General features: G+C 37.9%; 17 protein-coding genes. 10 read left to right on the top strand and 7 right to left on the bottom strand.

Going from position 1 to position 20,332, the window contains the following annotated elements:
• Positions 1-80: 80 nt before the first annotated feature.
• From PKC55_RS14010 to rnr, 4 genes are all read right to left on the bottom strand, one after another.
• Positions 81-653, bottom strand: a complete 573-nt coding sequence (locus PKC55_RS14010) for an adenylate kinase (RefSeq protein ID WP_006842018.1) — start codon at positions 651-653, stop codon at positions 81-83.
• Between the two features lie 67 nt (positions 654-720).
• Positions 721-1,260 carry a hypoxanthine phosphoribosyltransferase gene (gene hpt, locus PKC55_RS14015; protein WP_006842019.1) on the bottom strand — a complete coding sequence of 180 codons (540 nt, stop codon included), beginning with the start codon at positions 1,258-1,260 and terminating at the stop codon, positions 721-723.
• Between the two features lie 165 nt (positions 1,261-1,425).
• A complete protein-coding gene (locus tag PKC55_RS14020) occupies positions 1,426-2,118 on the bottom strand; it encodes an AIM24 family protein (RefSeq protein WP_006842020.1) in 693 nt (230 codons plus the stop codon).
• 224 nt (positions 2,119-2,342) lie between these two features.
• Complete coding sequence (gene rnr, locus PKC55_RS14025; RefSeq protein ID WP_291028439.1) at positions 2,343-4,499, bottom strand: ribonuclease R; 2,157 nt, start codon at positions 4,497-4,499, stop codon at positions 2,343-2,345.
• A gap of 185 nt (positions 4,500-4,684) precedes the next feature.
• On the opposite strand from rnr, the gene tsaB reads away from it, so the two are divergent.
• Positions 4,685-5,386, top strand: a complete 702-nt coding sequence (tsaB, locus tag PKC55_RS14030) for a tRNA (adenosine(37)-N6)-threonylcarbamoyltransferase complex dimerization subunit type 1 TsaB (RefSeq protein ID WP_308600148.1) — start codon at positions 4,685-4,687, stop codon at positions 5,384-5,386.
• Positions 5,387-5,390: 4 nt separating this feature from the next.
• Here tsaB and PKC55_RS14035 read toward each other — a convergent pair whose 3' ends face one another.
• Positions 5,391-5,591, bottom strand: coding sequence for a helix-turn-helix transcriptional regulator (locus PKC55_RS14035; RefSeq protein WP_283687397.1), 201 nt, complete (start codon positions 5,589-5,591; stop codon positions 5,391-5,393).
• A 7-nt stretch (positions 5,592-5,598) separates the two neighbouring features.
• The gene (locus PKC55_RS14040; protein WP_324373494.1) at positions 5,599-5,982 is read right to left on the bottom strand and encodes a DUF2178 domain-containing protein; all 384 of its coding nucleotides are present in this window, start codon (positions 5,980-5,982) and stop codon (positions 5,599-5,601) included.
• Between the two features lie 164 nt (positions 5,983-6,146).
• On the opposite strand from PKC55_RS14040, the gene PKC55_RS14045 reads away from it, so the two are divergent.
• The 3 genes from PKC55_RS14045 (at position 6,147) to PKC55_RS14055 (ending at position 9,628) form a co-directional block, all read left to right on the top strand.
• Positions 6,147-6,509 (top strand): BlaI/MecI/CopY family transcriptional regulator, encoded by a 363-nt coding sequence (locus PKC55_RS14045; protein ID WP_135107019.1) that lies wholly within the window; start codon positions 6,147-6,149, stop codon positions 6,507-6,509.
• A 179-nt stretch (positions 6,510-6,688) separates the two neighbouring features.
• Positions 6,689-8,248: a TonB family protein gene (locus tag PKC55_RS14050; RefSeq protein ID WP_324373496.1), complete on the top strand. Its 1,560-nt coding sequence runs from the start codon at positions 6,689-6,691 to the stop codon at positions 8,246-8,248.
• Positions 8,249-8,329: 81 nt separating this feature from the next.
• On the top strand, positions 8,330-9,628 hold the full coding sequence (locus tag PKC55_RS14055) for a tetratricopeptide repeat protein (RefSeq protein WP_324373498.1): 1,299 nt from the start codon (positions 8,330-8,332) through the stop codon (positions 9,626-9,628).
• Here the strand turns inward: PKC55_RS14055 and recG are convergent.
• Entirely contained in the window at positions 9,625-11,721 is a 2,097-nt protein-coding gene (recG, locus tag PKC55_RS14060) for an ATP-dependent DNA helicase RecG (RefSeq protein ID WP_291125591.1), read from the bottom strand. The genes PKC55_RS14055 and recG overlap by 4 nt on opposite strands.
• 444 nt (positions 11,722-12,165) lie before the next feature.
• Here recG and PKC55_RS14065 point away from each other — a divergent pair, with 444 nt between their 5' ends.
• The 6 genes from PKC55_RS14065 (at position 12,166) to clpB (ending at position 20,289) form a co-directional block, all read left to right on the top strand.
• Positions 12,166-12,990, top strand: a complete 825-nt coding sequence (locus PKC55_RS14065; protein WP_135107011.1) for an ROK family protein — start codon at positions 12,166-12,168, stop codon at positions 12,988-12,990.
• A 47-nt stretch (positions 12,991-13,037) separates the two neighbouring features.
• Entirely contained in the window at positions 13,038-15,020 is a 1,983-nt protein-coding gene (locus PKC55_RS14070) for a glucosamine-6-phosphate deaminase (protein WP_324373501.1), read from the top strand.
• 88 nt (positions 15,021-15,108) lie between these two features.
• Positions 15,109-15,918, top strand: a complete 810-nt coding sequence (nagB, locus tag PKC55_RS14075; protein ID WP_135107007.1) for a glucosamine-6-phosphate deaminase — start codon at positions 15,109-15,111, stop codon at positions 15,916-15,918.
• Between the two features lie 164 nt (positions 15,919-16,082).
• Positions 16,083-16,862: an IclR family transcriptional regulator gene (locus tag PKC55_RS14080; RefSeq protein ID WP_283687391.1), complete on the top strand. Its 780-nt coding sequence runs from the start codon at positions 16,083-16,085 to the stop codon at positions 16,860-16,862.
• A 4-nt stretch (positions 16,863-16,866) separates the two neighbouring features.
• Positions 16,867-17,514: a DUF1349 domain-containing protein gene (locus tag PKC55_RS14085; RefSeq protein ID WP_283687390.1), complete on the top strand. Its 648-nt coding sequence runs from the start codon at positions 16,867-16,869 to the stop codon at positions 17,512-17,514.
• 183 nt (positions 17,515-17,697) lie between these two features.
• Entirely contained in the window at positions 17,698-20,289 is a 2,592-nt protein-coding gene (gene clpB / locus PKC55_RS14090; RefSeq protein WP_283687389.1) for an ATP-dependent chaperone ClpB, read from the top strand.
• Positions 20,290-20,332: the final 43 nt, after the last annotated feature.

Below are 20,332 nucleotides of genomic sequence, written 5' to 3' on the forward strand. Positions count from 1 at the left end.
TATTTATTCTATTTAGATAACAAAGGAAGTTATAATACCGTTCACGGTTTATAACTTCCCTGTATATATAAATAATTCAATTATTTAACTTTGTCCACGGCTTCGGCTATAAGATCAAATATTTGATCTATGGTGCCAACTCCTTTTATTGTGGCCAATTTCCCCGAATTCATATAATGATCTTTCAGTGGGGAAGTTTGATTTTTATATACATCAAGGCGGGATTTTATAGTCTCCAGATTATCATCTGAGCGTCCCGATTGTTGTCCGCGCTTAATAAGTCTGTCTATCAGTTCCGGCTCTTCTACATCGAGATTGATAACGATAGAAATTTCTTCTCCGCGTTCTTTTAATATTTTTTCAAGAGCCTCGCCCTGAGCGATTGTTCTTGGAAAACCATCGAATATAACGCCTGCTTTATCTTTCTTGCTATCCAAAACATTTGCCAGCATCCCGATAACTACATCGTCCGGTACAAGCTGACCTTTAGAGATATATTCTTCGGCCAATTTGCCTAGTTCGGTTCCATTTTTTATCTCAGCGCGTAGCACATCTCCTGTCGAAATGTGAGCGAGATTATATCTTGTGATGAGATTTTCACTTTGAGTTCCTTTTCCTGAGCCCGGAGCTCCAAAAATTATAATATTCAGCATACTGTTAGAATTACGAGTTACAAGTTACGGGTTGCAAACAGCAAGGCGTAAATCGTAAATATTATTGTTAAGAGTTTTTTATTTTGTATATGTCAGCAAGATTGCGGCCATAACCATCATAATCGAGTCCGTATCCAACGATAAAATCGCTAGGGATTTCTAATGCCACATAGTCTAGCTGTACTTTATGCTTTAAGGCATCAGGTTTAAGAAGGAGTGTAGTTACAAGTATTTCTTTCGGACTATCGCATGCCAACTGTTCGAGCATTAAAGACATCGTATAGCCTGTGTCTACTATATCTTCAACAATAACTATTGTACGATCTGTGATATCTTCTTCAAGTCCGTATATTTCTTTCAATTTACCTGACGATGACGTACCTTGATAAGATGACATTTTCACGAAAGATACTTCGCTTGGAACAGTAACACGCTTCATCAGTTCCGAAGCGTACATAAAAGAACCGTTGAGAACACAGATAAATAAAGGATCCTTACCTGCTAAATCTTTGTTCAGTTTTTCTGCGATATCATCTATTGCTTTTTCAATTACCTCCTGTGTCAGAAATAGTTCGAATTCTTTATCTTTGATTTTTACTGTCTTCATAGAAGCTCTTCTCCTTAAATATTTATTAAAGTGCAAAAGTAGTACATTTAGCTTAAAAATACATAACGAATTATGTTTTTTAATAAATAGAAATGAATAATTAGGGAGAAAATAAAAAAAGGCATTCTGAATGAATACCTTTTTATATATAAAGAACTTTACTTGTTATTGAGGTGCGCCGTACACTTCTTCACACGGCTGTACAATAACCCAACCTTCTCCTTCAAACATCATCTGGAAGCTTTCGCCGCTACCACGTCCGATGAATGTTTTGAGGGATATATCTGTTTTTATAGTTGGAGTCAGATTCCCCGACCATGCAACAGTGGCGTTAGGGTCCGTAAATATCGGTTGTCCCGGCTTCACCAATAACGTCATGGGTTTACCGTGAGTAGTGATAGCAACATGTCCTGTCCCTGCCAGACGTACTTGAAACAGTCCGCCGCCCATAATGCCGGCAATGCTTTTCATCATTTTTACATCTGATTGTATCGAATTTTCATGAGCAAGGATGTCATTTCCATTTACATTGATAGCTTCGTTTTCAAGATATAAGATTCTCACTCTTTTTTCGAAATCAGCCGCATATACACGTCCGGTTCCTGAAGTTCTCATCATAGTAGTTCCTTCTCCCGACATTGTTTTCTTTAGTAGGTTTCCGATGCCTTTGCTCAGCATACCCTCTCTTTCAAACTTTATGTTTCCTGTATAAGCAACCATTGCTCCTTTTTTTAACATGACCGTTTGGTTGTTGATGTTAAGTTCAAGCATATGAGTGCTTTCTAGCTGGAAGAAGTCGTTTTTTGACTCGTCTTGTGCAGTTTCTTCGATGAAAGATCTAATAGAATATTTGTTCATACACGTAAAGTTGTTGATAATGATTAATAAAAGTTGACTATAATTGAACAAAAGTAATAAAAATAGAGTATAAATAAAAAAGAACAGCTTTTAGAGCCTGATTCCAATATTTAAACAGAGTGAAACATTTCATCTCATTGAGATTATTTGTTTCACTCTGTATATCATAAAAACCGGATTGTCTCTTGATAGTTTTTCTTTATGTTTGGTGGCAGAACCTTATTTTATTCTTCAACCAGCGCAAAATCGAGTTGTTTCCGTTCCAGATTGGCTCGGGCAACTTTAATTTTCAGCGGGTCGCCAAGGCTGTAAGTGCGTTTTTTGCGACGACCTCGTAAGCAGTAATTCTTTTCATCAAATTCGTAGAAGTCATCATCCAAATCTCGTATCGGAATCATGCCCTCACACTTGTTTTCATTTATTTCTGCATAAACACCCCATTCTGTTATACCGGAGATCACAGCATCGAAGACCTGTCCGAGTTTATCAGACATATATTCTACTTGTTTGTACTTGATAGATGCTCTTTCTGCATTAGCGGCTAGCTGTTCCATTTCAGAGCTGTGTTCACATTTACCTTCGTATAGATGTTTGTTTACACTGCGCCCTCCATCCAGATATCTGGTGAGTAGCCTGTGCACCATCATGTCGGGATAGCGACGTATAGGGGAGGTGAAATGTGTATAGTATTCGAATGCCAGTCCGTAGTGACCGATATTGACTGTGGAATATATTGCTTTTGCCATCGCACGTATAGCGATCGTAGAAATAAGATTCTCTTCGGGTTTTCCGCTCACTTCGTCCAGTAGGTGATTGATAGCTTTCGATACATTTGTCTTTGTTCCATCTACTTTGATTTTGTAGCCAAAACGACGGATAAACTCAGAGAGGTTTTCCATCTTTTCGGTATTTGGTATATCGTGGATACGGTAAACAAATGTTTTCGCACTTTTATTCTTCGGAACATTTCCTACAAACTCTGCTACAGTTTTGTTTGCTAAAAGCATAAACTCTTCTATCAGTTTATTCGAATCTTTGGCGTATTTAAAATAAACACTCAATGGTTTTCCCTTCTCATCGATCTCGAATCTCACTTCGTGACGATCGAACGCGATAGCTCCGTTGTCGAAACGTTTAGCCCGCAATTTTTTTGCCAGATCGTTTAGTTGTAAGATTTCTTCCTTAAAGTCTCCCTCGGCCCCTTCTATTATGTCTTGAGCTTCCTCGTACGTAAATCGTCTGTCGGAATGGATAACAGTGCGGGTAATTCTATGCTTTTTTATATTTGCTTCATCATCTAGCTCGAAGATAACAGAGTAGCATAATTTATCTTCGTGAGGACGTAGTGAACACAGATTGTTACTCAGCCTTTCGGGTAGCATCGGGATGGTGCGGTCTACAAGATAGATGGATGTAGCTCTACTCTCACCTTCTTTATCTATCGTGTCTCCCTCTTGTACATAGTGCGTTACATCAGCTATGTGCACACCTACTTCCCAACGTCCGTTTTTTAATTGTTTGATAGATAATGCGTCGTCGAAGTCTTTTGCATCTCGTGGGTCGATGGTAAATGTCGTTGTACTACGCATGTCCTCGCGCTTGGCTATCTCTTCGGCGGTGATGTCATCCGGTATTTTATTTGCTGCCGCTTCTACCTTTTCAGGATATTTGTATGGTAATCCAAATTCGGCAAGGATCGCATTCATCTCGGTGTTGTTTTCTCCTGCCTTTCCCAGTATGTCTATAACTTTTCCTATCGGGTTCTTGGCTTTCTGAGGCCATTCTACTACCTCTACCAATGCTTTGTCTCCGTCATTTCCTCCTTTGAGGTTGTCTTTCGGGATGAATATGTCATTCGCAAGTATCTTGCTATCCATTACCAAGAAAGCAAATTGCTTTTGTACATCGAGCGTGCCAACAAATGTTGTTTGTTTCCGTTCCAGTATTTCTAATACTTCTCCTTCCGGATCACGCCCTTTTCGCTTTGCCAGCATTTGTATTTTCACACGGTCGCCATTCATTGCGTGAGCCGAATTGCGTTCGGCAATAAATATATGAGCCGAATCACTTTCTCCATCCGGTACGAAAAAGTTTTTGCCATTGCTTCTTCGTTCGAATACTCCTTCAACAAAGATTCCTCTATTGTTCGACTTATATTTTCCCTTTCCGGTTTCTATTATAAAATCATCTTCTTGGAGGTCGTATAGTATATTGCTTATTAGTTGTTTCTCTGCAGGTTTTTTGAATCCTAATTTTTCGGCTACCTGTTTAATGCCAAATGATTCGGAAGAATTCTTGTTGAAAAAGTTTACAACGGAATTTGTAATGTCGCTTTTAGTCTTCCTTTTGTCTTTTTTATGAGGAGCTTTATTCTTACTCATATTTCTCTTATTAAATTATTTCTTAATATCTATAACAACCGTTTGTTGTTAATTTTTATCTGTATATCTGTTAAAACTACTCAAATGTACAAAAAAGTATGGATATTAGATATTAGATAAAGTATGAATAAAATTTAATTATCAAGATTTTGTGTAATTTTACATCCTGTAAAAATGAAAATATAATGTCTTGTATTTTAAGTATAGAAACTTCTACAGAAGTATGCTCAGTAGCTGTCTCTAACCGAGGTGAAATAATATTTGAAAAAGAAAATATAGAAGGTCCTTCCCACGCTGTTCTCCTCGGAGAATATGTAAATGAAGCAATCCAATTTTTGAGATTGGAGAATATGTCGTTAGACGCCGTTGCTGTTAGTTGCGGACCGGGCTCTTATACGGGGCTTCGTATCGGAGTGTCTGAGGCAAAAGGTCTTTGCTATGGATTGAATATTCCTCTGATTGCAATTAATACATTAGAATTGATGGCTTATGGGGTTGTAAAATCAAACGTGATTGATCGGTCAATTCTTCTTTGTCCGATGATAGATGCCCGTAGAATGGAGGTTTATGATGCCTTGTTTGACTTTGACTTAAACTTGAAAAAAGAAATATCAGCTGATATTATAGACGAAAATTCTTTTGCTGACATTCTGAATGAAAATAAGATAGCCTTTTTCGGTAATGGTGCAGACAAATGCAAAAACGTCTTGTCGCATGCGAATGCTCAATTTATAGATAACGTATATCCGAAGGCTGCAAATATGGTGACATTAGCAGAGAAAGCCTATGAGGAAAAATCATTTGTAGACGTTGCTTATTTTGAACCATTCTATCTCAAAGAATTTGTAGCAACTACACCTAAAAACAAGGTTTTGTCGGGGAAATAATATTTTAGTCGAATACAAAAATATCTTCGATCGGGGTCTTCAATGTTCTTGATATATCAATAGCTAATTTTAGAGAAGGATTGTATTTTCCTGCTTCTAAACGGATAATTGTTTCCCTGCGTACTTTTACTATTTCCGCCAGTTCTTCTTGTGTCAGCCCGGCTTTTAATCTATAGTCTTTTAGGTATGATTTAAATTCAGACATATATAAACTATTCTCTTTCGTAATAGAAAAAAGCACAAACCTGAGTTACTATTGTGCAAAAGAATCCTATTGCTGCTGTTCCAATAAAAAAAGATGGTGAATATGCTAAACCAAAAGAATGATACAGTATGTTTGGTATTATACCTAGTATAAGTAGTGTGCCGACAGCTATTATTGCTGCTATACGATTCGATTTAGCTATATTTTCTTCTGTTCTCTCGTCTACTCCTTTTTTTAATTCTCTATATAGCGGGATGTAGGCTAAAAATGCTAGATATGACAGGTTGAATAAGTTTTGCAGATCATAATCTATGAAATAGTTTAATCCAGACAGCCCAAAAATCCCTAAGAATGATAGATTCTTATATGTCCTAATTTGCTTCTCGGTCATAATATTTAATTTAAGTCATAAAAATAATATTTACGTGACAAATATATCACTTTTATTTATGGTGACAAATATATCACATGAAAAATAAATGATAAATATTTGTATTATAAAAAATAACATCTATATTTACGAAAAAATAGTAGATTTACGTAAAATTTATAATAATGGAAAAGTTAACCCATCAGGAGGAAGCGGTAATGCTTCATATTTGGCAATTAAAAGAGTGTGTAGTAAAAGACATTCTAAATGAAATGGATGATCCAAAGCCGCCTTACACTACTGTTGCTTCTATTGTTCGTAATCTGGAGCAAAAGGATTATTTGAACTCTAAGAAATATGGAAATGTGTGGGTTTATACTCCGAAAGTAGCCGAAGATGATTATAAGAAGGCTTTTATGTCGAATGTGGTGAAGAGTTATTTCGAAAACTCGTATAAAGAGTTGGTCTCGTTCTTTGTGAAAGAAGAAAAGATATCCCCTGAAGAGTTGCAAGAAATAGTGAAAATGATAGAAAAAGGAAAAGAGTAAATCATTTAATTGTTAACGCCATGGAACACACAATTATACCTTATTTGATTAAAGCTTCTGTATCATTGGCTTTATTTTATGGCTTATATATGTTGCTGTTAAGAAAGGATACTTTTTTCCGCCTGAGGAGATTTTATTTTCTTTTTTCAATCGTTTTTTCATTACTATTTCCTTTTTTGATGATTGAAGTGACGGCTAAAGAAGAGGTTCCTGTTCAGATACCGGCATATTGGCTTTCGCAAATAGAGGTATCGGCAATGCCCGCACAACAGGTTTCGGTGATTGATTGGAAACTGATTGCTTTATTTGCAATAGGAGCAGTATCTCTGATTTATGCACTAAGATTTATAATGCAATTATTTTGTATACTAAAGTTGAAGGTCGGTCATGATTCTGAAAAATTGGATACATGTTGTATTGTAAAAATAAAAGACAGGAAAATCTCGCCATTCTCATTTTTTAGATGGATTTTTATCGGCTCTCAAATTGACGGAGAAGAAAAGTTAAAAGAAATTATAGCCCATGAGATGGTTCATGTCAGACAATTACACTCTGTAGATGTATTACTAGCCGAAGTCTTGTGTGTATTCTTCTGGTGGAATCCTTTTGTCTGGCTTTTGAAAAAGGAAATAAAAATAAATCTTGAATATCTAGCGGATGAGGGGGTCTTGAAGGAAGGATTCAGTCCCAAAGAATATCAATATATATTATTGCAAGTATCAAACGTAAATACTGGTATACCAATTATAAACAATTTTAATGTATCACAATTAAAAAAACGAATTACCATGATGAATAAAAATAGGACATCGCTAGGTAAAGCAACTAAATATTTATTGCTTGTTCCGGTTGTTTTTGTTTTGCTATTAGGAAATGCTGTGCAGGCTTCGCCGGATATAGCAGATATGATAACGATACCTTTTGTTAATGATGGGCAACAAGTGCCTCAGAAAAAAGGAGATGTATACGTGACTGTAGACAAAATGCCTGAATTTCCGGGAGGACTGAATGCTCAGCAAAGGTTTATTGCGCAAAATTTGAAGTATCCTGTTGAAGCTCAGGAAAAAGGCATTGAAGGGCGTGTGACTGTACGTTATGTAGTGAAAAGCACGGGAGATATATCAGATGTAGTGGTTATAAGAGGTGTTCATCCGTCTTTGGACAAAGAAGCTGTTCGTGTCGTGAAAGCTATGCCAAACTGGATTCCCGGAAAGCAAAATGGAAAAGCTGTTGATGTGTACTATACATTACCTTTGATATTCAAAATATCAGGCAGTAAGAAAAATTTTTCGGAGGGAGAAAAAGATAAAGATGTTATGGTTGCCGTCGGATATGGAACTCCTAAAAAAGAAGGTATTACATTGAAAGAAGGTGGTGCTGAACCATCAGTAGGTCATCCTTTCATTACCGTGGAGGATATGCCGGTGTTTTCCGGAGGGGAGTCGGCAATGCAGAAGTTTGTAGCAGATAATCTGAAATATCCTGAATCTGCACAAAAAGCAGGTGTACAGGGGCGTGTAACTGTTCGCTTCATAGTGGGCAAAACAGGAGAGATCTCAGATGTAAGAGTTATTAGAGGTATCGATCCTGAATGTGACGCAGAGGCTTTGAGAATGATACAATCTATGCCAAAATGGACTCCCGGCAAGCAGAATGGAATAGCTGTACCTGTGTATTTCACATTGCCGATTGTATATAGACTTAAAAAAGATACTGTAGTAAATACAACAAAGAAATAGCAGATTTTTTTCTCAAGATTATATAGAGGCTGGGTGATAAATAGCCTACCTCTATTAGTCTTGAATTGCAAAAGATAATCTATGAAAAAGACCTTGATACTCCTTTCTTTTTTAATTGTGCATTCTGTTTTGTTTTCTCAAACTGTAGAGAATGAACTGGAAGCTTACATTCAAAATTTTCAATACCAAAAAGCGTTGGAGTATATTTCCGATAAAGAACCTTCGGCGTATCTACAGTTTCAGGAAGCGATGTGTCATAAAGCTTTGGGTAATTATTTGAAATCGATCGATATTTTACAAAGACTATCTACCAATAATCCCGAAAATGTTCGGGTTAAATCTGAATTAGCCAATTGCTTTGCGATAACAGGACGGAGGCAGGCTGGGATAGATTGTTATAATGATCTGATTCGTTTGGATTCAACGAACTTATATTATAAGATACAAAAGGCTGAACTGCTATTCCAGCAGACGAAGTATGAAAAAGCGTTGTGTTTGTTTAAAGAGATATACGGTCGGAATAATTCTCCCAACACTTTAACTCAGATAGCTCAGTGTTTTGAGAAGATGAATCAAGCTGATAGCGCTATGGTGTACTTCAAAGCGGCATGGGATACTAATCGCTCTGATAGTTATTCTGCGGCAAGTCTTACTAACCTATGCTTAAAGGCTGGTCGTAGCCTAGAGGCTTTAGCTCACTCTACAGTATATCTTGAAAAAGACAGCACCGATCAGCAGATGAATTTGCTGAATGCGTTGACGTATTATGTGATGGATAATTATGAGGAAGCCATCTTCCGATTTAAGAAGTGTTATGAAGCCGGTGATTCCTCGCTTATTGTTAATCGTAGTCTTGGAATTTCTTACTATTCATTGAGGGAGAATTACGAAGCTGAGATTTTTTTAGACAAAGCATTTCGCCAGGATACTACAAATAATAATGTGCTCTATTGCCTTGCTGTAAGTTCGAACGAATTGGCAGATCATAAAAAGGCAATTCCCTTGTTTCGGAAATTGTTGGATAGGACAATTCCGCCTGATCTGACTTTATATCTTTATTATAAAGGATTGGCATCGGCTTATGATAAGGGCTCTCTTTTCGAAGATGCTGTAGAGGCATATAAAAAGGCATTGATATATGCCGGTACAAATCAGAAAATGACAATAAATTTTGCGATAGGTCAATTGTACGAAAATCAGGTAAAAGATAGTTCGAACGCTCTTATATACTATCAGAATTATAGACACGATTTGAACGGATACCTAGAAGGTCTGATAAGAAAAAATGAAACGGATGAAAATGTTGACGATACGAAGAAGCGACTGAAATATTTAGATGAACATATCAAAGAATTAACAAAAGCGATGTCTGTTAATTAGCTGATCAAACCCCAGTTGTACTTGTTACCACCTAGTTTGCGTAATTGTCTCTTTAGTAATAAGCTGTCAGGCTTTTCCATTTGCGGATCTTCATCCAGTACTTTCTGTGCGACTTCACGTGCATATTGCAGTATCTCCCCGTCTCGTACAAGATTTGCTATCCGCAGATTGAAAGGGATGCCGCTCTGCTGAGTTCCTTCCAGATCGCCCGGGCCTCTTAGTTTTAGGTCGGCTTCGGCTATTTCAAAGCCGTCATTGCTTTCTACCATTATGTCGATACGCTTCCGTGTGTCGGCTGATAGCTCGTAAGGCGTCACCAGAATACAATATGATTGGTCTGCTCCACGACCAACACGTCCTCGTAATTGGTGCAGCTGTGATAGCCCGAAGCGTTGAGCCGATTCTATTACCATAACGGATGCGTTTGGTACATTTACACCTACTTCAATAACGGTAGTAGCTACCATTATTTGAGCCTCATTGGTTACAAAGCGTTGCATTTCTGCATCTTTTTCTTTGGGTTTCATTTTGCCATGAACCTTGCAGACCGTATACTCGGGGAAGATTTCTTTTATATGCTCAAATCCCTCTTCCAGATTTTTGAGGTCGAGTTTTTCACTTTCTTCTATCAGTGGATACACTATATATACCTGTCTTCCCTCTTGCAATTGTCTGTGAATGGACTCGTATAAAGCCCCTCGCTTTTTGTCATACTGATGAATTGTTTGTATGGGCTTGCGTCCCGGTGGAAGCTCGTCTATTACCGATACGTCCAAATCGCCATATATGGTCATTGCCAGCGTGCGGGGAATAGGGGTGGCAGTCATTACTAAGATATGTGGCGGGTTTACATTTTTCGACCACAACCTGGCTCGTTGTGCTACACCAAAGCGATGTTGCTCGTCAATAACCACTAAGCCTAAGTTTGAAAACTGTACGGTGTCTTCTATAAGTGCATGTGTGCCAATTAATATTTGAAGGTCTCCCGTCAATAGAGCATTGTGTATGCGTTCTCTATCTGATTTTTTTGTTGAGCCTGTTAGTAATTCTACATTTACATCAAGCCCTGCTAATGCTTCTGTGATTGTTTGGTAATGCTGGGTTGCCAATATTTCCGTTGGAGCCATCAGAGCTGCTTGGAAGTTGTTGTCCAACGCAATTAACATGAGCATAAGTGCTACAAGCGTCTTTCCGCTACCAACATCTCCTTGCAGTAAGCGATTCATTTGTTCGCCGGTAGCCATATCTAGCCTGATTTCTTTTATGATTCGTTTTTGTGCATTGGTCAAAGGAAAGGGGAGGTTTTCATCATAAAACCTGTTGAGGTAATCGCCTACCTTAGAAAAAACGAATCCTTTTAACTTTGACTTTCTGTCGGCAGTATATCTTAGAATGTTTAGCTGAATATAGAATAATTCCTCAAATTTCAATCTGTATTGCGCTTCTCGTAACAATGTTGTACTTTCCGGAAAATGGATGTTGCGCATAGCACTTTTTAACCCCATCAAGCGTGCTTCGTTGATGATGCTGTCCGGTAGCGTTTCGGGTAAGCTTCTTACAACTGAAGAAAATGCGGCTGCCATTATTTTCTGAATTGCTTTTGAGTTCAGATAATGGTTTTTCATTTTCTCTGTTGTGTTGTAATAAGGCATCAAGCCTGTAGGGCGTTCTTCTTCGCTGATATATGGGTCAATATCGGGATGTGGAATATTAAACTTGTCTCCAAAAAGAGTAGGTTTCCCAAAAACAATATAGGGTAAGTTCACTTTATATTTATCCGTAATGAACTTTGCTCCTTGAAACCATACCAGATCAATAAATCCTGTGCCATCCGTAAAATGTGCTACGAGTCTTTTTTTTCTGCCTTCACCGAATGTCTCAAAAGCTGTAATTCTTCCTCTTATTTGTATATATGGCATATTACCGTCTATCTCGTGTATAAAATAGATACGGCTGCGGTCTATATATTTGTAGGGAAAATAATATAGTAAGTCTTCAACCGAAAATACATTTATTTCCTTGTTGAGTATTTCGGCCTTCTTGGGGCCTACTCCTGCCAGATATTTTATGTCCGTCTGAAAAGAATCTGTCATCTTTCGGTTTAATGCCTAAATTCAAATAAAGTTAGCTTTCTGTTATTTTTGTTCTACGAAGATAATAAATAAAAATGTTTTGCGATCAAGAGGAGGTTGTTATTGCCTATTGGGAGGATAATGTTTAATGTGTCTTGTTTTAATAAAGGATGAAATTTTTATTAAAAAATTTAAATTAAAAGGCTTGAAGGTTAAAATCGCAAAGCTTATTCGTTTATTTTTAGTCTCATATGATGTCATATTTAAATAATAACGAAAGTAAATGTTAATTAACATTTGTGCTAATAGATATTCTTAGAATGCTCTGTATATTTGTATTACCTGACGATTTATTATGAAAAATGAGTAAAATAAGGATGTCCGGCAGTTTTGGCGATGATCACATGAATGAACATTAATTGTGTAATTGCATTATAATAACATAACAGGCGCATGTAGTTTATTATGAGAATCGGAATAGATATAGGTGGATCAAAAATCCGTATGGCAGTGGTTGATGGCGGGCAGATATATAAAAAAATAGAAGCTCCTACGAATGCTGCTGAGTCAGAAGAAGCGATCCTTGCTAACTTGTGTGATATGATCCGCAAGATAATGAACTCAAATATTAGAGGGATTGGCATTGGAGTTCCATCCGTTGTTGATGCAGAACAGGGAATTGTATATAATGCTGTGAATATTCCATCTTGGAAAAGAGTCTACCTAAAAGATATTCTGGAAAAAGAATTCAGAATTCCTGTTTTTGTAAATAATGAGTCTAACTGTTTTGCTTTCGGCGAGCGTTATTATGGAGAAGGCACAGCTTACCGGAATATTGTTTGTGTAACTCTCGGTACCGGGGTAGGAGCAGGAATTATCATCAATGACGTATTGTATAACGGAAATAATACCGGCGCCGGAGAAATAGGGAGTCTTCCTTATCTCGATGCCGATTATGAATATTATTGTAGTCGTAAATTTTTTGATCGTAATAATATTTCCGGTCGTGATGCTTTAAACATGGCTTTGGTTGGAGATACACAGATGATTTTACTGTGGGAAGAATTTGGTAAGCATATCGGCAAACTGATAAATGCTATCTTGTTTACTTACGATCCGCAAGCTATAATACTAGGGGGTGGGCTCTCGGCAGGATATCAGCTGTTTTCGGAGAAAATGTTTGATGTGATTACGACCTTTCCTTATCCTGAGACAATAAAGAGAATGAAGATACTACTATCTCGTAAAGAAGATATATACCTACTTGGAGCAGCTGCTTTAGTTGTTTGATTTTTTATAATAAATATTTACAATAGAACCATTAATAAATTTTTAACATGAGATTGGATTTAAGTTCGCAAATCGTATTAGATCGGGTGTCACCACGATATTATCGTCCCGAAAATGAATTTGAGCTTTCTGCTTTAACTCGTTTCGAGAAAGTACCCACCCAAATATATGAATCTTCAGTAGAGGCTTCGCTAAGCATCGCTAGAGATATTGCGCAAAAGATTAAAAACAAAACTATTGCCGGACAAAAATTTGTTTTGGCACTTCCCGGAGGACATTCACCTCAAACTATTTATCAAGAGCTGATACGTTTGCATAAAGAAGACGGACTAAGCTTCAAAGATGTTGTGATATTCAATATCTACGAGTTTTATCCTCTTGTGCCTCAGTCTAGTGGTAATCTGAAACTACTGAAAGAGTCTTTCTTGGATTATATAGATATTGATCTGAACAATGTATATTCTCCTGATGGACAAGTACGCAAAGAGGAAATATTGAACTATTGTAAAGCCTACGAACAGACTATACAAAACGTTGGAGGAATTGATTATTTGTTATTGGGATTAGGCCGTGCTGGTAATATCGGAATTAACATTGCCGGATCGAGTATGAATTCAAATACTCGCTTAGTCCTGTTGGATCAGCAATCGAGAAAAGAAGCTATAAACACATTCGGATCATTAGAGCAGGTTCCACCTAGTGCAGTAACGATGGGGATATCTACTATTATGAGAGCTCGTGAGATAGCTCTTATCGCTTGGGGTGAGGATAAAGCAAAAAGTATAAAAGATGTGGTAGAAGGCCCGGTTTCTGAGTCTGTTCCTGCTTCATGCTTGCAAGCTCATCCAAATGCAACTGTACATATTGACCTGAATGCGGCATTTAGTCTGACTCGTATAAACCAACCATGGTTGGTAACAAGCTGTGAGTGGACTAGCAAAATGATTCGCAGAGCTATTGTTTGGCTTTGTTTCAAAGTGAATAAACCGATCTTGAAATTAACGAATAAAGATTATCAAGATAATAGCCTCGAAGAGTTGTTAGCGCTATACGGTTCTGCTTACAATGTAAATATTAAGATATTTAACGATCTTCAACATACAATTACCGGTTGGCCCGGAGGTAAACCAAATGCTGACGATACTAATCGTCCTGAACGAGCAACTCCGTATCCAAAAAAAGTAATCGTTTTCAGCCCGCATCCCGATGATGATGTAATTTCTATGGGAGGAACATTCAAACGTCTTGTTGACCAGAAGCACGATGTGCATGTGGCATACCAGACATCAGGTAATATTGCGGTAGGCGATGAAGAGGTAGTTCGTTATGTTTCTTTCTTAGAAGATGTGAGAAATAAATATGATGCCAATAATGAAGTATTGAAGAAAAAATATGCTGATGTTTTGCAGTTTTTGTTGCAAGATAAAAAAGAAGGTGATGTTGATACCGCAGACATTCTTTTCATGAAAGGGCATATTCGCCGTCAGGAAGCTACAACAGCTTGCCGTTATGTAGGAGTGCAACCTGAAAACGTTACATTCTTAGATCTTCCATTTTATGAAACCGGCCGTGTGAAGAAAAATCCGATTTCAGAAGCAGATGTAGAAATTGTGAAAAACTATTTGGTAAGCGTGCAACCTCATCAGATATTTGTTGCAGGTGACTTGGCTGACCCACATGGAACTCACAAAGTGTGTCTTGATGCTATACTTGCTGCTATTGACGAGCTAAAGGGCGCAGAGTGGCTCAAAGAATGTCGTATCTGGATGTATCGTGGTGCTTGGGCTGAGTGGGAAATTGACCATATTGAAATGGCTGTGCCTATCTCTCCCGAAGAACTTCGTAAGAAAAGAAATGCAATATTGAAACATCAATCGCAAATGGAGAGTGCTCCGTTCTTGGGCAACGATGAGCGTCTTTTCTGGCAACGTTCCGAAGACAGAAACCGTGCTACAGCCGAATTGTACCGACAGTTAGGATTGGCATCATACGAAGCTATTGAAGCATTTGTAGAATATCATCCTTTATAATATTATTACGAAGACAAACCTTTTAGTATATTGTACTAAAGGGTTTGCTTTGTTTTTTATAAACTAACATATTTAAGATTTAATAATCATGAGATTAATTATTCAACCAGATTACGATTTACTTTCGCAATGGGCGGCAAACTATGTAGTTTCTAAGATTAAGGCTGCAAATCCAACTGCTGAAAAACCTTTTGTGTTAGGATTGCCCACCGGTTCTTCGCCTATGGGTATGTATAAAGCGTTGATAAAGCATTATCAGGAAAAGAGAGTTTCCTTTCAGCATATTGTCACTTTCAACATGGATGAGTATGTGGGTTTACCGAAAGATCACCCGCAGAGTTACCATACTTTTATGTGGAGCAATTTTTTCAGCCATATAGATATCAATCCGGCAAATGTAAATATGCTGAATGGTAACGCATCAGACCTAGAGGCTGAGTGTGCGGCTTACGAAGCTAAAATGAAGGCTGTAGGCGGTGTTGATTTGTTCTTAGGAGGGATTGGTGCAGATGGTCATATTGCTTTTAATGAGCCGGGATCTTCTTTGTCTTCTCGTACTCGTATAAAAACGCTGACACAGGATACCATAATTGCGAACTCACGCTTTTTTGATAACGATGTAAACAAAGTGCCAAAAACATCAGTCACTGTTGGCGTTGGAACAATTCTTGATGCTAAAGAAGTGCTAATCATGGTGAATGGTCATAACAAAGCCCGTGCTTTGGCTCAGGTGGTAGAAGGTTCTATCAACCAAATGTGGACTATCACCGCTTTGCAATTGCATCCTAAAGGAATTATTGTTTGCGACGAGATGGCAACTTATGAACTAAAAGTAGGAACATACAATTACTTTAAAGATATTGAAGCCGTAAACTTAAATCCGGATAGCCTCCTTTAATTTTACAGTATTAACGATATGTAAGCTGTGTACATTTTTGTATGCAGCTTTTTTTATTGAATAAGCTTTTGATATTTATTCAAAATTTATATATTTATCCTTATATATGGATTGAATCTATATATGTATATTATTTGTTGTTTTTGTATATAAATATAGATTGAATGGAAAATAGGAATGTATCGATGATAACCAAGTCGATGGAGTTGCTTGAGCTTTTGTCGGAGCATCCTCAAGGACTGACTTTGCAAGAAATTGTTGGGCTTCTCGATTATCCAAAATCATCCATTTATAAAATAGCGACAAATCTTCTCGAGATCGGTTATATAGGGCGAGAACCCGGTAACTTTCGTTATTTCCTTTCCCGAAAATTACTTTTGCTCGGACTTAAAGCTGTAAGTAGCTACGATATCATTGAGATGTCGGAAGAATATATGAAGCGTTTGCGTGATAATGTCGGAGAATCGGTCATGATAGGAACACTTGTTGATGCAGAAGTGGTTTTATTGAAGCAAGTGCAGGGGAATCTAGACTTTGTGTTCATCTTACAGCAAGGGATGCGCTTCAATCTTCATTCTACTGCTCCGGGGAAAGTATTACTGGCTTTTATGTCGGGGAAGAAACAAAAGGAAAAACTTTCGGAGATACGCTTTGAGGCTTTGAATGAATATACGATAACAGATAAAGAGCAACTGGAGAAAGAGTTGAATAAGATAATTCAGGACGGATATGCAATAGATCTTAATGAGACTGTTGAAGGTGTGCATTGCATTGCAGCCCCCATATTTGATGAAAAAGGAAATGCAATAGCCTGTATTTGGACTTCGGGTCCGGCAGGACGCTTACCAAAAGAAATAGTGAAAAACATAGGACTCCAGATTAGGGATACAGGATTGGAGATATCTCGTAATATCGGATATAATCGTAAATTAAAAACAAGATAGAAAAATGAAAAAAATCGCAGTTAGTTTATTTGCTGTAGTATTAGCCCAATTTGCTTCAGCACAGAGTTTAGAAAAAATGCAATGGTTTAATGAACCTGAAAAATGGGAAGTGAAAAATAAAACATTAAGTATGTTTGTAACACCTCAGAGTGATTATTGGCGTATATCTCACTATGGGTTTACTGTCGATGATGCTCCTTTTTATTATACGACATATGGAGGAGAGTTTGAGGTGAAAGTAAAAATTACAGGAGATTACAAAGCTCGTTTCGATCAAATGGGCTTGATGCTTCGTATAGATCACGAAAACTACATCAAGACAGGGATCGAATTTGTAGATGGAAAGTATAATTTAAGTACTGTGGTAACTCATAAGACCAGCGACTGGAGCGTTATTGAATTGGATAAAAAGATATCTTATGTATGGATCAAGGCTGTAAGACGTATTGATGCAGTGGAAGTTTTTTATTCTTTCGATGATAAGACATATACTATGATGCGTAATGCTTATCTGCAAGATAATACTCCGGTAATGGTAGGTTTGATGGCCGCCAGTCCCGATGGTAATGGTTTTGAGGCTAAATTCGAAAACTTTAAGGTGACTCACTTGCCTGATCAAAGGAGACTGAAATGGCTGGAAAATAATAAATAACCGTCAGTAAAAGTAGAATACACGATATGAGAGGCTATCCTTCAGGGATAGTCTCTTTTTTATATTCTGTTCGTTATCAGGTATAAAGTTGATTGCTGACATTTTGTCACTATTGTTGTTTGGCAAGTAATTTGAACGATAGAATATAAATACTATAAATAACGAAATAAAGAAACTAAAAATATGAATTTCAACAATTTTACAATCAAATCTCAAGAGGCTGTTCAAAAAGCAATTGAGATAACGAAAGAGAAAGGACAGCAAGCTATCGAGCCTGCTCATATTCTACTTGGAGTGATTATGAGTGGTGAGAATGTTGTGAATTTTCTTTTTCAAAAGCTTGGAGCTAATCCGGCGTATATTACTTCTGTGCTTAATAAAGAAATAGACTCTTTTCCGAAAGTATCGGGTGGGGGCGAAGCATACTTAAGCCGCGAAAGTAATTCAGCTTTGGACAAAGCAATGGATTATGCTAAGAAAATGGGAGATCAATATGTATCTATCGAGCATTTGCTGTTAGGTATTTTGGCTAGTAAAAGTTCGGCTTCGCAGATATTGAAAGATGCGGGAGTTTCAGAAAATGAGTTGCAGCAAGCTATAAGTGAGCTGCGTAAAGGTAGTAACGTAAATAGCCAAAGTGCAGAAGATACATATCAGTCTTTGGAAAAATATGCTATCAATCTGACTCAAAGAGCAAAAGACGGGAAACTTGATCCCGTGATTGGTCGTGATGAAGAAATTCGTCGGGTACTTCAGATTCTGAGTCGTAGGACAAAGAATAACCCGATACTTATCGGTGAACCCGGTACAGGAAAAACAGCTATTGCAGAAGGTCTTGCTCATCGTATTGTTCGTGGTGATGTGCCCGAAAATTTAAAAAGCAAACAAATCTATTCTTTGGATATGGGTGCTCTGATTGCAGGAGCTAAGTACAAAGGAGAATTCGAAGAGCGTCTCAAATCGGTAGTGAACGAAGTGACAAAATCGGAAGGGGAGATTATTCTTTTCATCGACGAAATACATACTCTGGTGGGCGCCGGTAAGAGCGAAGGTGCTATGGACGCAGCCAATATTTTGAAGCCTGCCTTAGCTCGTGGAGAACTGCGCTCGATAGGAGCTACCACTTTGGACGAATATCAGAAATATTTTGAGAAAGATAAAGCACTCGAACGCCGTTTCCAGATAGTGATGGTAGATGAGCCAAGCGAAGTGGATGCAATATCTATCCTGCGTGGCTTGAAAGAGAAATATGAAAACCACCATAAGGTACGTATCAAAGATGAGGCTATTGTTGCTGCTGTCCAGCTATCGAGCCGTTACATTACAGATCGTTTCTTACCCGATAAGGCAATTGACCTGATGGATGAGGCTGCTGCCAAATTGCGAATGGAAGTGGATTCTGTTCCCGAAGAACTTGACGAAAAGAGCCGTCGTATCAAGCAACTAGAGATTGAACGAGAAGCTATCCGTCGAGAAAATGACAATCAGAAAGAAGCTGAACTGACTAAAGAAATCAGTAAACTCAAAGAAGAGGAAACAGAACTTAAAGCAAAATGGCAATCAGAAAAAGACGTCATTAATAAGATACAGCAGAATAAGATAGATATTGAGAATGCTAAGTTTGAAGCTGAAAAAGCAGAGCGTGAAGGTGACTATGGTAAAGTCGCAGAATTGCGTTACGGCAAAATAAAAGAACTGGAAACAGGCATTGCTCAACTCCAATCTCAATTGCATGACATGCAAGGCAATCAGGCAATGGTAAAGGAAGAGGTCGATTCTTTTGATATTGCAGATGTTGTTTCTCGCTGGACAGGTATACCTGTGAACAAGATGCTTCAAAGTGAAAAGGATAAGTTGTTAAACTTGGAAGAGGAACTGCACCGAAGGGTTGTTGGCCAGGATGAGGCTATCTCTGCCGTATCCAATGCTATTCGCCGTAGTCGTGCCGGGTTGCAAGACCCGAAACGTCCGATAGGTTCGTTTATATTCTTGGGTACAACAGGTGTCGGTAAAACTGAACTGGCAAAAGCCTTAGCGGAGTTCTTGTTCGATGATGAGAATATGATGACACGTATAGACATGAGCGAATATCAGGAGAAATTCAGTGCTACTCGTCTTATAGGAGCACCTCCGGGATATGTAGGTTATGACGAAGGAGGACAACTTACCGAGGCTATCCGCCGTAAACCCTATTCAGTCGTTCTTTTCGATGAGATAGAAAAAGCGCATCCCGACGTGTTTAATATTCTGTTGCAAGTGCTTGATGATGGACGATTGACAGATAATAAAGGACGAGTGGTAAACTTTAAGAATACGATTATCATTATGACATCCAATATGGGATCTCCACTGATTCGTGAAAACTTTGCAGGTATTACGCCAAAGAATCATGATGAGGTAGTAGAAAGAACCAAGAAGGAAGTTCTCAATATGTTGAAAGTTAATATTCGTCCTGAATTTCTGAATCGTATTGATGAGATAATCATGTTCGAGCCATTAACTTTGAAAGAGATAGAGCAGGTTGTTCGTATTCAGCTCGATGGCGTTGTCCGCATGCTGAAAGGAAACGGTGTCGATCTTAAATTCGAAGATGAAGCAGTCAATTGGATTTCTCAAATGGGATTCGACCCAGAGTTTGGCGCACGTCCTGTAAAAAGGGTTATTCAGCGAATGGTGTTAGATCCGCTATCGAGACAGTTGCTTGCCGGTACTATAGATAAATCGAAGTCTATTATAATTGATATGAGAGATGGAGAGTTAGATTTTAAGAATTAAGTATAGTGGATATATATAATAATAAAGGCTGCAAAAATGCAGC

Origin of the sequence: Dysgonomonas sp., from assembly GCF_035323175.1 — a bacterium.
Lineage (GTDB): Bacteria > Bacteroidota > Bacteroidia > Bacteroidales > Dysgonomonadaceae > Dysgonomonas.

What these genes read in the sequence shown, in the direction of transcription:
- rnr (WP_291028439.1), bottom strand. Translation starts at nt 4,499, where the DNA reads ATGAGTAAGAATAAAGCTCCTCATAAAAAAGACAAAAGGAAGACTAAA.
- PKC55_RS14070 (WP_324373501.1), top strand. Translation starts at nt 13,038, where the DNA reads ATGAGATTGGATTTAAGTTCGCAAATCGTATTAGATCGGGTGTCACCA.
- PKC55_RS14020 (WP_006842020.1), bottom strand. Translation starts at nt 2,118, where the DNA reads ATGAACAAATATTCTATTAGATCTTTCATCGAAGAAACTGCACAAGAC.
- clpB (WP_283687389.1), top strand. Translation starts at nt 17,698, where the DNA reads ATGAATTTCAACAATTTTACAATCAAATCTCAAGAGGCTGTTCAAAAA.
- PKC55_RS14085 (WP_283687390.1), top strand. Translation starts at nt 16,867, where the DNA reads ATGAAAAAAATCGCAGTTAGTTTATTTGCTGTAGTATTAGCCCAATTT.
- PKC55_RS14080 (WP_283687391.1), top strand. Translation starts at nt 16,083, where the DNA reads ATGGAAAATAGGAATGTATCGATGATAACCAAGTCGATGGAGTTGCTT.
- PKC55_RS14055 (WP_324373498.1), top strand. Translation starts at nt 8,330, where the DNA reads ATGAAAAAGACCTTGATACTCCTTTCTTTTTTAATTGTGCATTCTGTT.
- hpt (WP_006842019.1), bottom strand. Translation starts at nt 1,260, where the DNA reads ATGAAGACAGTAAAAATCAAAGATAAAGAATTCGAACTATTTCTGACA.
- tsaB (WP_308600148.1), top strand. Translation starts at nt 4,685, where the DNA reads ATGTCTTGTATTTTAAGTATAGAAACTTCTACAGAAGTATGCTCAGTA.
- nagB (WP_135107007.1), top strand. Translation starts at nt 15,109, where the DNA reads ATGAGATTAATTATTCAACCAGATTACGATTTACTTTCGCAATGGGCG.
- recG (WP_291125591.1), bottom strand. Translation starts at nt 11,721, where the DNA reads ATGACAGATTCTTTTCAGACGGACATAAAATATCTGGCAGGAGTAGGC.
- PKC55_RS14045 (WP_135107019.1), top strand. Translation starts at nt 6,147, where the DNA reads ATGGAAAAGTTAACCCATCAGGAGGAAGCGGTAATGCTTCATATTTGG.
- PKC55_RS14035 (WP_283687397.1), bottom strand. Translation starts at nt 5,591, where the DNA reads ATGTCTGAATTTAAATCATACCTAAAAGACTATAGATTAAAAGCCGGG.
- PKC55_RS14010 (WP_006842018.1), bottom strand. Translation starts at nt 653, where the DNA reads ATGCTGAATATTATAATTTTTGGAGCTCCGGGCTCAGGAAAAGGAACT.
- PKC55_RS14050 (WP_324373496.1), top strand. Translation starts at nt 6,689, where the DNA reads ATGATTGAAGTGACGGCTAAAGAAGAGGTTCCTGTTCAGATACCGGCA.
- PKC55_RS14040 (WP_324373494.1), bottom strand. Translation starts at nt 5,982, where the DNA reads ATGACCGAGAAGCAAATTAGGACATATAAGAATCTATCATTCTTAGGG.
- PKC55_RS14065 (WP_135107011.1), top strand. Translation starts at nt 12,166, where the DNA reads ATGAGAATCGGAATAGATATAGGTGGATCAAAAATCCGTATGGCAGTG.